Consider the following 13,346-nt stretch of genomic DNA (forward strand, 5'->3'; position numbering starts at 1 on the left):
GGACCCGGGGGCTTCGTCGTACGGTCCGTCAGCTCCGGGCGGGCTCGCGGGCCCCGGTCTCGGCGGGCGCGTCCTGCTGGGTGGTGCGCAGCGGGACCTCACGGATCATCAGCACCACCAGGAAGGCCAGCAGGGCGAACGGGGCGGCGATCAGGAAGACGGTGGCCACGCCGCGGCCGAAGGCGTCGGTGACCATCGGGACCACCTGGGCGGGCAGCGCCTTGAGGTCCGGGATGCCGCCACCGGTGGCCCCGGCCGGGAGGTGGGCGGCGGCCAGGCTCTCGTTCAGGTGCTTGCCCACCTGGTGCGAGAGCAGGGCGCCGAGCGCGGAGACGCCCATCGCGCCGCCCATGGTGCGGAAGAAGGTGACGGTGGAGCTGGCGGTGCCGAGCTCGTGCCGGGGCACGGTGTTCTGCACCGCCAGCACCAGGTTCTGCATCGTCAGGCCGAGGCCGACGCCGGTGACGGCCATCGCGGCGGCCAGCAGCCCGTACGAGCTGTCGTCCCGGACGGTGCCGAGCAGCGCGAAGCCGACGGTGAGCAGGCCCGCCCCGGCCACCAGGTAGGCCTTCCAACGGCCGTAACGGGTGATCAGCTTGCCCGCCACGGTGGAGGACAGGGCCAGGCCGATGATCATCGGCAGGGTGAGCAGCCCGGCCATGGTCGGGGACTCCTTCCGGGCCAGCTGGAAGTACTGGCTGAGGAAGGTGGTGGCGCCGTACATCCCGATGCCGACCAGCACGCTGGCGATCGAGGCCAGGGTGACGGTGCGGTGCCGGAAGAGGTCCAGCGGGACGATCGGCTCGGCCGCCCGGCTCTCCGCCCACACGAACAGCCCGGCCAGCGCCAGCCCGCCGCCGACCATCGCGGCGGTCTGCCAGGAGAGCCAGGGGTAGCTGTCCCCGGCCAGCGTGATCCAGATCATCAGCAGGCTGACCGCGCCGGTGATCAGCACCGCGCCGAGGTAGTCGATCTTCGCCTTGCGCTTCACCACCGGCAGCCGCAGCGTGCGCTGCAGCACCACGATGGCGACCAGCGAGAACGGGATGCCGAGGTAGAAGCACCAGCGCCAGCCGAGCCAGTCGGTGTCCACCACGACGCCGCCGATCAGCGGGCCGCCGATGGTGGCCAGCGCGAAGACGGCGCCGAAGTAGCCGCTGTAGCGGCCGCGTTCGCGCGGCGGCACCATGGCGGCCAGGCAGATCTGGGCCAGCGCGGTGACGCCGCCGGCGCCGACGCCCTGGAGCACCCGGCAGGCGATCAGCTGGCCGGTGTTCTGTGAGAGGCCGGCCAGCGCCGAGGAGACGATGTAGATCACCAGCGCGGCCTGCACCAGCTTCTTGGGGCTGACCAGGTCGGAGAGCTTGCCCCAGATCGGGGTGGCGGCGGTCAGCGAGAGCAGCGCGCCGGTGACCACCCAGGTGTAGGCGGTCTGGCCGCCGTGCAGGTCGTGCAGGACGTGCGGCAGGGCGTTGGCCACCACGGTGGAGGAGAGCACCGCGACGAACAGGCCGAGCAGGAGCCCGGAGAGGGCTTCCAGTACCTGTCGGTGACTCATGGGGGCAGGGTCGGAAGCTGTGCTCATGGGGGTCCTTAGGCCTGAGAATCGTTGCCTCGGGCAACCATAGGACGAGATGGTTGTGCCAGGCAACCAACAGGGGCGATTCCCGGCCACCGCCGGTCGGCCTCCGCGGGGTCAGCCGAGCTTGGGCTCGCCCAGGGCGTCGTTCAGGCGGCCCAGCAGGGTGCCGAGCTGGGCCAGGTCCCCCGGCTCCCAGCCGTCCAGGATCAGCCGGAAGCGGTCCAGCCGGCCGCTGCGCGCGGCCAGGTAGCGGGCCGCGCCGTCCTCGGTGAGCGAGACCAGCGAGGAGCGCCGGTCCAGCGGGTCGGTCTCGCGGGTGACCAGACCGAGCTCCTCCAGCACCTTCACCTGGCGGCTGATGGTGGGCTTGCCGACCCCGAAGTGCAGCCCGATGTCGGTCAGCCGGACCTGTCCGGACTCCAGCACGAAGCCGAGCATGCTGTACGCCACGCCCTCCAGTGCCGGGTGCACCTGGCGGGACATCTCCGCCGCCCGGGCCCGGCCGCGCCGGAACAGCACGGCGATCTCGCGCTCCACCGCGACCAACGCCGCCTCCGCCGCCACTCCGTCAGCCGTACTCGCTCCCATGGCAGCAGTATCCCGCAGTCGCGCCTTCCCCCGACCGGCAACTGTTTCATGATATGAAGTATCCGTTTTGCCCGTCTTTGCGATAGGAGAGGTTCGATGGCCGACCAGGCCCGCCGCGGCTTCGCGACCGAGCTCAGGGACGCGGTCACCCCGCGCGCCTTCCTGCTCGTCCTCGGGGTGCTACTGCTCCAGCTCGGATTCATCACCTCGTACGTCGGTGCCCTGCACCACCCCACCCCGCACGAGCTCTCGATCGCCGTGGTCGCCCCGCCTCAGGTGAGCCCGAAGCTGGTCGGCGCGCTGGAGCAGGTGCCCGACGACGCCGTACGCGCCACCACCGCCGCCGACCGGGCCGCAGCCGAGGAGCTGATCCGGGATCAGAAGGTCTACGCCGCCTGGATCTTCGACCCCACCTCCACCCAGGACACCCTGCTGGTCGCCGAGGCTCGCGGCCCGGCCGCCGCCACGGCCGCCGAGAAGATCGTCGCCGCCGTCGACCAGACCCAGGGCCGCACCGTGAAGGTGGACGACGTCATCCCGCTGGCCAAGGGCGACGCGGAGGGGCTCTCCTCCTTCTACCTGGTGATCGGCTGGTGCGTCGGCGGCTACCTGGTCGCCTCGATCCTCGGCATCTCGGCCGGTTCGCGGCCCGCCAACACCAAGCGGGCGGCCATCCGGCTCGGCACCCTGGCGCTCTACTCGGTGGCGGCCGGCATCGGCGGCGCCGTCATCATCGGCCCGGTGCTGAACGCGCTGCCGGGCTCCAGCTGGGCGCTGATCGGCCTGGGCAGCCTGGTGGTCTTCGCGGTCGGGGCGATCACCATGGCGCTCCAGTGCCTGTTCGACATCGTCGGCATCGGCGTCGCGGTGCTGATCTTCGTGGTGCTCGGCAACCCGAGCGCGGGCGGCGTCTTCCCGCCGCCGCTGATGCCACCGTTCTGGCGGGCCATCGGCGCCTGGATCCCCAACGGCGCCGGCACCGACGTGGCCCGCTCGATCGCCTACCTCGGCTCCACCAACGTGCTGGTCCCGCTGCTGGTCCTGGTGGCCTGGGCCCTGGTCGGCGTGGCCGTCACCATGGTCGCGGTGATCCGCCGCCCGCGGATCGGCCGGGAGCAGCTCCCGGAGCAGTCCACCGCCTGAGCGGGCGTCAGCACGGCGGCGGGGCCGCACCGGTGGTCTCCGGTGCGGCCCCGCCGCCGTGCTCTCACCCCCGCGCGCTCACCCCCGCGCGCTCACTCCCGGGCGCCGATCGCGTCCGCCGGGTGGGCCCGCAGCGCGGCCCGGGCGGGCAGCGCGGTGGCCGCGAAGGCCAGCGCGGCGGCCGCGCCGACCACGCCGAGCCAGGTCAGCGGCGGGGCGTACGGGGTGCCCGAGCCGGTCATGCCCGCGCTGTACGCGCCCAGCGTCAGGGCCGCCACCGCCGTGCCGAGCGCGACCGCGAGCAGCACCACCGTCAGGGTCTCCCAGCGCAGCATCGCCCGGACCTGACGGGCCGTCGTACCGATCAGCCGCAGCATCGCGAACTCGCGGCGCCGGGCGGCCGTGGCCATCACCAGGGTGTTCACCACCGCGATGCCGGTGAAGGCGATGATCAGGCCCATCGCCACGTAGTTGACCTGGGCCTGGGTGCCCGCCTGGGCCTCGCGGGCGGCGTCCAGCTGGGCCCGGTCCAGCACCCGCACCGCCGGGAACGGGCGGACGGCGGCGGCCAGCGCGGCCCGGTCGGCGGTGCCCGCCACCAGGACCGCGGAGGCCAGCGGGACGTCCACGTGCGCGGCGACCAGGCCCTTCGGCAGCAGCAGGTCCCCGAAGCCGAGGCCCCGGTGGTAGACCGCGACCACCCGCAGCGGCGCCACGGCGCCGTCCCCGAGGGTCACCTCCAGCCGGTCCCCCACCGTGACGCCCTTGGTCTCGGCGGCCAACTCGCTGACCGCCACGGTGTCCTCGGCCATCTTGTCCAGCGAGCCGGCGGTCACCTGCGGGTCCAGGGCGGCGGCGAGGCCCCGCGGGGTGACGCCCTGGGCCGGGAACTTGTCCTGCCCGGCCCGCACCGAGGCGCGCAGCGCCTCGGTCACGGCCCGCACGCCCGGCACCCGGCCGGCCGCCTCGGCGGCCGCCCCCGGCACGCCCGGCCCCGCCGCGGCCAGCACGTACGGCGCGGTGGTCCCGGCCACGGCCTGCTCCCGGGCCGCGTGCCCGGCCGTGGTCTGGGTGAACAGGATGGCGGAGGCCATCGCCACCGCCAGCGAGAGCGGGGTGACCACGGCGGCCAGCCGCCGGGCGTTGGCCCGGGTGTTCTGCTCGGCCAGGAAGCCCGCGGCCGGGGCCGCCAGCCGGGCCACCCCGCCCAGCAGGAAGGTGGCCACCGTGGTCACCAGCGGGCCCAGCAGGGCGATCGCGGCGGCGGCCAGGATCACGCTCAGGAAGGTCACCGGGGTGGCCGCCGCCTCGGTCCGCAGACCGCTCAGCACGTACACCAGCGCCCCGTACCCGGCCGTCAGCAGCAGCCCGGCGGTCAGCCGGCCCGCGCCGATCCCCGGCTTCGGCTGCGCGGCCTCGGCCAGCCCCTCGGTCGGGTGCACCCGGGCCGGGCGGCGGGCCGAGACCCGGGCGGCGCCCCAGGCCGCCAGCAGGGTGGCCGGGACGGCCAGCAGCGGCGGGAAGGCACTGAGCGTCAGCTCCAGGGTGTCCGGCAGCGCGCCGACCGCGACGAAACGGCCGTGCATCCAGCCCGCCAGCAGCAGCCCGGCCAGCGCCCCGGGCACCCCGGCCAGCAGGCCGACCACCAGCGCCTCCCGGCCGACCATCCGGCGGAGCTGACGGGGTGTCGCCCCGACCGCCCGCAGCAGCGCCAGCTCGCGGGCCCGCTGCTGCACCGAGAGCGCGAAGGTGCCGGTGACCACCAGCAGCGCGACCAGCAGCGAGGTGCCGCCCATCGCCGCCCCCAGGCTGACCAGGCCGACCCGGGCCTTGCCCGCGTCCAGGAACTCCACCGGGCCGCGCTCGTCCCCGGTGCGCACCTTGGCGGTGGTGCCCGCCAGGGCCGCCTCGGCGCCGCGGCGCACCGCGGCCGGGTCGGCGCCCGGGGCGGTCAGCAGGCCGACGGCGGCCACCTGCCCCTGGTGCCCCGCCAGGCTGCGGGCCTCGGCGGCGGCGAAGAACAGCGAGGACTGCCGCTGCACCGCGCCCTGCGGCACCGCCACGCCGACCACCCGGTACGCGGCGGGCGCGCCGGTGGACTGCACGGTGACGGTGGCGCCCACGGCCTGCCCGGCGGCGGCGTCCACCACCACCTCGCCGTCGGCGGCCGGCGCCCGGCCCTCCCGCAGGGCGTACGGGGTCAGCGCGGCGGAGTCCCAGGCGTGGCCCCAGGAGGCGCCCGGCCGGACCCGGCCGTCGGGGGCCACCAGGTGGGCGGGGAAGGTGAGTTCGGGGACGACGGCGCGCACCCCGGGGACGGCGGCCAGCCGCCCGGTGAGCCCGGCGTCCAGCCAGGCCCGCTCGGTCAGCGGCTTGGCCTTCTCCTTGGTCTTGCCCTTCTTCTCCGAGCTCCAGTGCACCTCCTGATCGGCCGTCACCAGCACCGGGGTGCCGGCGTAGCGCTCGGTCGGGATGCGGCCGCGCAGGCCGGTCTCCAGCAGCGCGGCGCAGGCGGTGACCAGCGCGGCGGCGCAGAACAGGGCGACGAAGGCCCCGACGAAGGCGCCCTTGCGGGCGCGCAGGGTGGAGAGCGCGAGGGTGAACATCAGGCCCACGCCCCCAGCCGGCTCATCCGCTCGGCCACCCGCTCGGCGGTGGGCGCCTGCATCGCGTCCACCACGTCGCCGTCGGCCAGGAACAGCACGGAGTCGGCGTACCCGGCGGCCACCGGGTCGTGGGTCACCATGACCACCGTCTGGCCCAGCTCGTCCACGGTCTGGCGGAGCAGGCCGAGCACCTCCTTGGCGGTCATGGTGTCCAGCGCGCCGGTCGGCTCGTCCCCGAAGACCACCTCCGGCCTGGTCACCAGCGCCCGGGCGATCGCCACCCGCTGCTGCTGCCCGCCGGACAGCTCGGCCGGGCGGTGCCCGGTGCGGCCCGACAGGCCGACCCGCTCGACGATCCGCTCCAGCCACTCCCGGTCGGGCTTGCGGCCCGCCAACAGCAGCGGCAGCGTGATGTTCTGCAGGACCGTCAGCGAGGGCAGCAGGTTGAAGGCCTGGAAGACGAAGCCGATCCGGTCCCGGCGCAGGTGGGTCAGCGCCGTCTCGTCCAGCCCGGCCAGCTCGGTGCCGCCCAGCGTCACGGTGCCCCCGGTGGGCCGGTCCAGCCCGGCCGCGCAGTGCAGGAAGGTGCTCTTGCCGGAGCCGGAGGGCCCCATCACCGCCGTGAAGCTGCCGCGCGGGATGTCGACGGTGACCCCGCGCAGGGCGTGCACCGCGGCGGCACCGCGGCCGTACACCTTGGTGACGGAGGCCAGCCGGACGGCTTCGGTCGTGGTGGTGGGTGAGGGGGTGAGGATCTTGGGCATGCCCCCAGCCTGCTGGGGGCACGGAAGATGATCTAGTGTCAGAAATGGCAAGGGGTGACAACTTGTTGCCACGCTCGACGGGGGACGGGGAACAATGTCGGGTCTGACCGCACTTGGCGTGTCCGATGACCAACTACGGCTTTACAGATACTTCCTGAGACATCCGGGACACGACACCGATCAGGCGTCCGCCGCCTTCGGGCTGGAACGGGCCGTGTTCGACGCGGCCCTGACGGAGCTTCAGGCCAAGGGCCTGCTCCGGGTCTCCGACCGGCACACGGTGCAGGTCTCCGATCCGGCGGTGGCCGTGGAGTGGCTGGTGGAGCAGGAGCTCGGCGCGCTCAAGCTGGCCGGCGACCAGGTGGCCGCCGCCCGCAAGGCGATCCCGGCGCTGGCCGAGGAGCACAAGCACGGCCTGGCCGAGACGCCGGTCGGCGACATCGAACGGGTGGACGGCGTGGACGCGATCCGCGAACGGCTCACCGAGCTCGGCTTCTTCACCTTCCGCGAACTGATGGCCCTGCTGCCGGGCCGCTGGCAGCCGGAGAGCATCGCGCAGGCCCGCGAGTCCGACCTGCGGATGCTGCGCCGGGGCATCCGCTGGCGCACCGTGGCCGGCCCCGAGGCGGTCGCCGACCCGGGCACCCTGGCCTACCTGCGCGAACTGGTGACGCTCGGCGCCGAGGTCCGCGTCACCGACCAGGCGATCCGGCGGATGGTGGTCTGGGACCGCACCACCGCGATGGTCCCGGTGGATCCGGACGACTACCTCCAGGCCACCCTGGTGATCCGTCAGGGCGGCGTGGTGGCGAACACGGTGGCCTGGTTCGAGCAGGTCTGGTCGAGCGGCCGGGAGCTCCCCGCCGCCACCGCCGAAGCTCCCGCCCCGTCCCCGCTCGGCCCGCTGGAGCGGCGCGTGCTGGACGTGCTCGCGCGGACCGACAAGGACGAGGCGGCCGCCCGCGAGATGGGTGTCTCGCTGCGCACCTTCCGGCGCTACATCGCCGATCTGATGCAGCGTCTGGGCGCGGCCAACCGCTTCCAGGCCGGGCTGCTGGCCAAGGAGAAGGGCTGGATCTGACCGGGGCCGGTGCCTCCGGTCAGACCCGCTCGGGCTCGGGCTGCTCCAGTGCCTGGGTGTCCAGGCGGTCGGTGAAGACGAACTTCGCCATCGCCCAGTAGCGGAAGACCATCGCCAGCAGGGTGCCGATGATCAGGCCGCTGACGAAGTCGGCCAGCTCCTGGGTGAACGAGGAGACGTGTGGCTTGTGCAGGTCCAGCACGTACCGGGAGATCACCAGCGGGATGTTGTTCACCAGGATGGCCAGCGCGCTGACCACGAAGAACAGCACGGCCTCCCGCTTGTGCCCGTAGGCGCGGAACGACCACTGCCGGTTCAGCACGTACGACACCAGGGTGGCGATCAGGGTCGCGATGGTCAGCGCGACCACCGGTTTGGCCTCGAGCACGGTGAACTTGAGGCCCAGGTTGATCACCAGGGTGAGCAGGAAGCAAGTCCCGCCCACGAGCAGGAACTTCACCAGCTTGCGGTGCTTGACCAGGAACGGTCGAGCCCGGTGCGGGACTCGGGACAGAGCCCGTTGCGTGGGTGACGGCATTTCGGCAGTTTCGCACGGCCGCCCGGGCCTCGGGTACTCGGGACGCCCGGTGGGGAGCGGCTATCCCGCCGTGATCCGCAGCACGCCCGTGGTGGTGCCCTGGAGCACCACCCGGCCGGGGGCGATCGAGCCGACCATCTGCAAGGTGTCGAAGATGAAGCCCGCCCCGAGGTACGCCGTCCGCACGGTCCGGCCGGACTCCGGGTCGATCTCCGCGTAGCGGTACGGGTCGACCGCCGAGGTGGAGTCGGTGCCCGGGATCACCGGCTCGCGCAGCACGGTCCGCAGCAGCCCGTCGGCGGTGGAGAGCCGGGGCACCGCGGCCGACCGGGTGCGGTTGTCCCAGCGCAGGTCGCAGCCGCTGCCGTCGGCCCGGACGTCCACCCGGCTGAGGCCGCCGCGGAAGGCGGCCGAGTCCGGCACGCTGGGCCCGGCGCCGTCCGGCAGGGCCGGGTACGGGTAGCCGTAGGTGCTGGCGACGAAGACCGCGTTGCCCACCGCCACCGGGGAGTTCTCGCTGCCGCTGCCGCCGGCCTTCAGCACCGGGACCGAGCAGACCGGAGCTCCGTCACCGGTCCGGTAGACCAGCAGGTTGACGGTGGGGGCGGCGTTGTCCACCACGGTCAGGTAGTCGGTGCCGGTGCGCGGGCCGAAGAAGGTCGGGGTGGAGCCACTGCCCCAGCTGAGCTGGCCGGGCTTGCGGCCCGTGCCCCGGTCGTACGCCTGACGCCAGCTCACCTCGGGGGTGCCGTCCGGGCGGGCGGTCAGCAGGTAGGTGGCGTGGGTGGTGGTGACGGCGGTGCCCTCGGGGGCGGTGGAGATGGAGTTGGCGATCCGCTCGCCGGCCGGGAGGGCCAGGGTGCGGACCTCGCCGGTGGTCTCGTCGGCCGCCGTGCCGACCACGCCGTTCCCGGTGGCGAACCAGACCCGGCCCTGCCAGTCCGGCGACAGGCCGGTCACTGCGTCGCCGTCCGGAACGGCCCCGGCCATCGGGAGGCGGGAGTCCACGGTGAGCTGCCAGCCCCCGCCGGCGGTGCGACGGTGGCCGATCCGCAGCAGGTCGCGGTTGCCGTCCACCACGACCAGCCGGTCCCGGTGGTCCAGGTAGGCGTACACGCCGCCGAGCAGCGAGCCCTTGGTCAGGCCGAGCTCGGCCAGCGAGCTGCCGTCGGCCGGGTCGAGCAGGTGGACCGTGGGCGTCCGGCCGAAGATCTCGGTGCAGAGCGCCACCGGGTAGCCGTCGGCGCCGACCAGCACGGTCGGGCAGGCCGAGGCCAGCGCCGTCCGGTGCGAGCGGACGGCGCCCGAGCCGGGGCCGGGCAGCGGGGTGGCGTCGGAGGAGCCGGTGTCGCCGTGCATGGTCGCGGTGCCGGGCGGGCCCGCGTAGGGGTTGGCGGGCGGCAACGGGGCGGACGGCCCGGCCGCGTGGGCCGGGGCGTAGGAGGAGAGCAGCAGGGCGGCGGTGGCGAGCACCGCGGTGCGGGTGCGCAGGCGCATGGGGGTCCGTTTCCGGGAGGAGGGGCACGACGGGGGTGCGCTCCGCCCGGTGGGACGTGAGTGGAGCCCGGCGATCGGCCGGGCGGGAGGGCACCGCGCGAGTCAGGACGCGCGGTGACAGATGGCCGAGGACGCACGGGCCAGGTCGACGGCGAGTCGACGGCTCAGGTGCGTGTGGCGGTCCATGCGGGGATCCTGTCGTGCTGACGGACCGTCACACAAGGGCGTCTCACGGTACGGGCACACTCCGTCGCGTCGCGCGCCCAGGGGCGCGGGGAACCGCGCGGAGCGGAAGGAGACCGTCCCGCACCGAGAGCAGGACCGCCGCCCGCACGTGCGCGGGCCCCGGCGGAGCGACTTCGAGAGCCGCACCCCGCCGGGGCCCTGACGCCACCTCAGGCCGCGACCGGCACCACGGCGGACTCCAGGGCCAGCTCCAGCACCTCGCGGACGTCGGAGACGGTGTGCACGGTGAGGCGCTCCAGCACCTCGGCGGGCAGGTCGTCCAGGTCGGGCTCGTTCCGCTTGGAGATGATCACGGTGGTGATCCCGGCCCGGTCGGCCGCGAGCAGCTTCTGCTTGATGCCGCCGACCGGCAGCACCCGGCCGGTCAGCGAGACCTCACCGGTCATCGCCACCTCCGGGCGGACCCTGCGGCCGGAGAGCAGCGAGGCCAGCGCGGTGGTCATGGTGATGCCGGCGCTCGGGCCGTCCTTGGGGACGGCTCCGGCCGGGACGTGCAGGTGGATGCCGCGCTCCCGCAGCCCGGTGACCGGCAGCTCCAGCTCGGCGCCGCGCGAGCGCAGGTAGGAGAGCGCGATGTGCGCGGACTCCTTCATCACGTCGCCCAGCTGGCCGGTCAGGGTGAGGCCGGTGGAGCCGGTCTCCGGGTCGGCCAGCGAGGCCTCGATGTAGAGGACGTCGCCGCCCGCGCCGGTGACCGCGAGGCCGGTGGAGACGCCGGGGACGGCGGTGCGCCGCTCGGCCGGCTCCTGGGCCGCCTCCGGGGTGTGGTGCGGCCGCCCGATCAGCGCCCGCAGGTCCTCGGCTCCGATGGCGACGGGGAGCTCACGCGTCCCAAGCTCGGCTTCGGCGGCGACTTTCCGCAGGATCCGGGCGACCGAGCGCTCCAGGGTGCGCACGCCCGCCTCGCGGGTGTACTCCCCCGCCAGCTTGCGCAGCGCGTCCTCGCCGACGGTCACGTCCTCGGGCTTGAGGCCGGCCCGCTCCAGCTGACGGGGCAGCAGGTGGTCACGGGCGATGGTGACCTTCTCGTCCTCGGTGTAGCCGTCCAGGCGGACCAGCTCCATCCGGTCGAGCAGCGGCTCGGGGATGGCCTCCAGCACGTTGGCGGTGGCCAGGAAGACCACGTCGGAGAGGTCGAGCTCGACCTCCAGGTAGTGGTCGCGGAAGGTGTGGTTCTGCGCCGGGTCGAGCACCTCGAGCAGGGCGGCCGCCGGGTCTCCCCGGTAGTCGGAGCCGACCTTGTCGATCTCGTCCAGCAGGACCACCGGGTTCATCGAACCGGCCTCCTTGACGGCGCGGACGATCCGGCCGGGGAGCGCACCGACGTAGGTGCGCCGGTGGCCGCGGATCTCCGCCTCGTCCCGCACGCCGCCGAGCGCCACCCGGACGAACTCGCGGCCCATGGCCCGGGCGACCGACTCGCCGAGCGAGGTCTTGCCGACGCCGGGCGGGCCGACCAGGGCGAGCACCGCGCCGCCGCGGCGGCCGCCGACCTGGCCCAGGCCCTGCTCCTCGCGGCGCTTGCGCACCGCCAGGTACTCGACGATCCGGTCCTTCACGTCGGACAGGCCGGCGTGGTCCGCGTCCAGCACCGCGCGGGCGCCGTTGATGTCGTAGGAGTCCTCCGTCCGCACGTTCCACGGCAGTTCGAGCACCGTGTCCAGCCAGGTGCGGATCCAGGAGCCCTCGGGCGACTGGTCGGAGGAGCGCTCCAGCTTGTCGACCTCCTTGAGCGCGGCCTCCCGGACCTTCTCGGGCAGCTCGGCCGCCTCGACCCGGGCCCGGTAGTCGCCCTCCTCGTCGGCCGGGTCCCCGTTCAGCTCGGCGAGCTCCTTGCGGACCGCCTCCAGCTGACGGCGCAGCAGGAACTCCTTCTGCTGCTTGGCCACGCCCTCCTCGACGTCCTTGCGGATGGTGTCGTTGACCTCCTCCTCCGCGAGGTGCTCGCGGAGCAGGACCAGCGCGTACTCCAGCCGGGCCAGCTGGTCGGACTCCAGCAGCACCTTGAGCTTCTGCTCGGCGGTGACGAAGGGGGCGTACCCGATGTTGTCCGCCAGCTCGCCGACCTTGTCGATCTGCGAGACCCGGTCGACCACCTGCCAGGCGCCGCGCTTGCGCAGCCAGTGGGTGGAGAGCGCCTTGTACTCCTTCACCAGCTCGGCGGCCCGGCCGGCCACCGGCAGCCCGGCGTCCGACTCGTGGAAGGTGCTGGTCTCGACCCAGAGCGCCGCCCCGGGCCCGGTCGTCCCGGCGCCGATCCGGACCCGCCGCACGGCGCGGACCAGCGCGGCCGGGTCACCGTCCGAGAGCCGGCCGACCTGCTCGACGGTGGCCAGCGTGCCGACCGAGGCGTACGTGCCGTCCAGCCGGGGCACCAGCAGCACCTGCGGCTTGGCCCCGCCGGAGACGGCGGCACGAGCGGCGTCCACGACGGCGCGGACCTCGGAGTCCTTCAGGTCCAGCGGGACCACCATGCCGGGGAGCACGACCTCGTCGTCGAGGGGGAGCACGGGCAGGGTGAGCGGAGTGGACGTCGATGCCATGATCTCTCCCCAGTCAGTGAAGTTGAGTTGACCTGACTAAGGTTCGGTGAGCCTCGAATGTTCCCCGGGGCTTGTTCGCTCTGAGCGATCAGGGCATTGCCCCAGGCGGGCGAGGTGCGCCAGAGTGCCGAACGTGGAAATCCAGCCCACCGAGTCCGGCATCCGGACCAACTCCCCCGAGCCCCGCAGGCTTCCCGCCGCCCTCCGCAGCCAGGCTCTCGCCGAGGACGCGGACGCCGTGCGGGAACTGATCGAGTACCTCTCGCTCTGGCTCCTGGTCACCGTCGAGAGCCCGGACCCCGACGACCCGTCGGCCTCCGCCCTGGCCGCGCGGACCGCCCGCGACCTGGCCGACGCCCTCGCCCCCGACGCCACCGTCACCCCCGGCCGCACCCCGCACCGGGCCACCGCCCTGGTCCGGCCCACCTGGCTCGACACCGCGGACGTCCTTGGCGCCCTCCTCACCGCCGGCAGCGCCCTCCCCGGCCCCTGGAGCCCGCCCACCGTCCTACGGACCCCCGACGGCGACTGCGCCACCACCACCCGCGGCCCCCTCACCCTCACCGCCGCCACCGGCCCCGTCCTCACCGACCTCGCCCGCCGCCACCAACTCCCTTGAGGACGGGCGGGACGTTCAGTTGCAGCGCCCCAGGGGCGCGGGGAACTGCGCGAGTACGGAAGGCGGACCAGCGCCAGATCGGGGCAGGCGAGCCAGTTGCACGTGGTGCCGTTCCCCAGCGCGCAGTTCCCCGCGCCCC

General features: G+C 74.1%; 10 protein-coding genes. 3 read left to right on the forward strand and 7 right to left on the reverse strand.

Features of this window, described 5'->3' with window-relative positions:
* Nucleotides 1-28: 28 nt before the first annotated feature.
* The gene (locus ACZ6ZR_RS10150; RefSeq protein ID WP_465641301.1) at nucleotides 29-1,558 is read right to left on the reverse strand and encodes an MDR family MFS transporter; all 1,530 of its coding nucleotides are present in this window, start codon (nucleotides 1,556-1,558) and stop codon (nucleotides 29-31) included.
* A 138-nt stretch (nucleotides 1,559-1,696) separates the two neighbouring features.
* Nucleotides 1,697-2,170 carry a MarR family winged helix-turn-helix transcriptional regulator gene (locus ACZ6ZR_RS10155; protein WP_465641303.1) on the reverse strand — a complete coding sequence of 158 codons (474 nt, stop codon included), beginning with the start codon at nucleotides 2,168-2,170 and terminating at the stop codon, nucleotides 1,697-1,699.
* 96 nt (nucleotides 2,171-2,266) lie between these two features.
* Here ACZ6ZR_RS10155 and ACZ6ZR_RS10160 point away from each other — a divergent pair, with 96 nt between their 5' ends.
* The gene (locus tag ACZ6ZR_RS10160; protein ID WP_465641305.1) at nucleotides 2,267-3,313 is read left to right on the forward strand and encodes an ABC-2 transporter permease; all 1,047 of its coding nucleotides are present in this window, start codon (nucleotides 2,267-2,269) and stop codon (nucleotides 3,311-3,313) included.
* 92 nt (nucleotides 3,314-3,405) lie between these two features.
* Here the strand turns inward: ACZ6ZR_RS10160 and ACZ6ZR_RS10165 are convergent, their stop codons facing one another.
* The gene (locus ACZ6ZR_RS10165; protein WP_465641307.1) at nucleotides 3,406-5,919 is read right to left on the reverse strand and encodes an FtsX-like permease family protein; all 2,514 of its coding nucleotides are present in this window, start codon (nucleotides 5,917-5,919) and stop codon (nucleotides 3,406-3,408) included.
* Complete coding sequence (locus tag ACZ6ZR_RS10170) at nucleotides 5,919-6,683, reverse strand: ABC transporter ATP-binding protein (RefSeq protein WP_465641309.1); 765 nt, start codon at nucleotides 6,681-6,683, stop codon at nucleotides 5,919-5,921. Before ACZ6ZR_RS10170 ends, ACZ6ZR_RS10165 begins: the two co-directional genes overlap by 1 nt.
* Nucleotides 6,684-6,897: 214 nt before the next feature.
* On the opposite strand from ACZ6ZR_RS10170, the gene ACZ6ZR_RS10175 reads away from it, so the two are divergent.
* Nucleotides 6,898-7,764 carry a helix-turn-helix transcriptional regulator gene (locus ACZ6ZR_RS10175; RefSeq protein WP_465641311.1) on the forward strand — a complete coding sequence of 289 codons (867 nt, stop codon included), beginning with the start codon at nucleotides 6,898-6,900 and terminating at the stop codon, nucleotides 7,762-7,764.
* 19 nt (nucleotides 7,765-7,783) lie between these two features.
* Here ACZ6ZR_RS10175 and ACZ6ZR_RS10180 read toward each other — a convergent pair whose 3' ends face one another.
* The 3 genes from ACZ6ZR_RS10180 to lon form a co-directional block, all read right to left on the reverse strand.
* Nucleotides 7,784-8,224, reverse strand: coding sequence for a GtrA family protein (locus tag ACZ6ZR_RS10180; RefSeq protein WP_465641313.1), 441 nt, complete (start codon nucleotides 8,222-8,224; stop codon nucleotides 7,784-7,786).
* A 138-nt stretch (nucleotides 8,225-8,362) separates the two neighbouring features.
* The gene (locus tag ACZ6ZR_RS10185; RefSeq protein ID WP_465641315.1) at nucleotides 8,363-9,799 is read right to left on the reverse strand and encodes a hypothetical protein; all 1,437 of its coding nucleotides are present in this window, start codon (nucleotides 9,797-9,799) and stop codon (nucleotides 8,363-8,365) included.
* A 395-nt stretch (nucleotides 9,800-10,194) separates the two neighbouring features.
* Nucleotides 10,195-12,588, reverse strand: coding sequence for an endopeptidase La (gene lon, locus ACZ6ZR_RS10190; RefSeq protein WP_465641317.1), 2,394 nt, complete (start codon nucleotides 12,586-12,588; stop codon nucleotides 10,195-10,197).
* Nucleotides 12,589-12,712: 124 nt separating this feature from the next.
* Here lon and ACZ6ZR_RS10195 point away from each other — a divergent pair, with 124 nt between their 5' ends.
* On the forward strand, nucleotides 12,713-13,207 hold the full coding sequence (locus ACZ6ZR_RS10195) for a hypothetical protein (protein WP_465641319.1): 495 nt from the start codon (nucleotides 12,713-12,715) through the stop codon (nucleotides 13,205-13,207).
* The last annotated feature ends 139 nt before the right edge of the window (nucleotides 13,208-13,346 follow it).

It is taken from the genome of Kitasatospora sp. NPDC088742, from assembly GCF_055584905.1.

Bases quoted from the DNA above. Each gene is read 5' to 3' on its own strand.
- ACZ6ZR_RS10155 (WP_465641303.1), bottom strand. From the start codon at position 2,170: ATGGGAGCGAGTACGGCTGACGGAGTGGCGGCGGAGGCGGCGTTGGTC.
- lon (WP_465641317.1), bottom strand. From the start codon at position 12,588: ATGGCATCGACGTCCACTCCGCTCACCCTGCCCGTGCTCCCCCTCGAC.
- ACZ6ZR_RS10170 (WP_465641309.1), bottom strand. From the start codon at position 6,683: ATGCCCAAGATCCTCACCCCCTCACCCACCACCACGACCGAAGCCGTC.
- ACZ6ZR_RS10165 (WP_465641307.1), bottom strand. From the start codon at position 5,919: ATGTTCACCCTCGCGCTCTCCACCCTGCGCGCCCGCAAGGGCGCCTTC.
- ACZ6ZR_RS10150 (WP_465641301.1), bottom strand. From the start codon at position 1,558: ATGAGTCACCGACAGGTACTGGAAGCCCTCTCCGGGCTCCTGCTCGGC.
- ACZ6ZR_RS10185 (WP_465641315.1), bottom strand. From the start codon at position 9,799: ATGCGCCTGCGCACCCGCACCGCGGTGCTCGCCACCGCCGCCCTGCTG.
- ACZ6ZR_RS10160 (WP_465641305.1), top strand. From the start codon at position 2,267: ATGGCCGACCAGGCCCGCCGCGGCTTCGCGACCGAGCTCAGGGACGCG.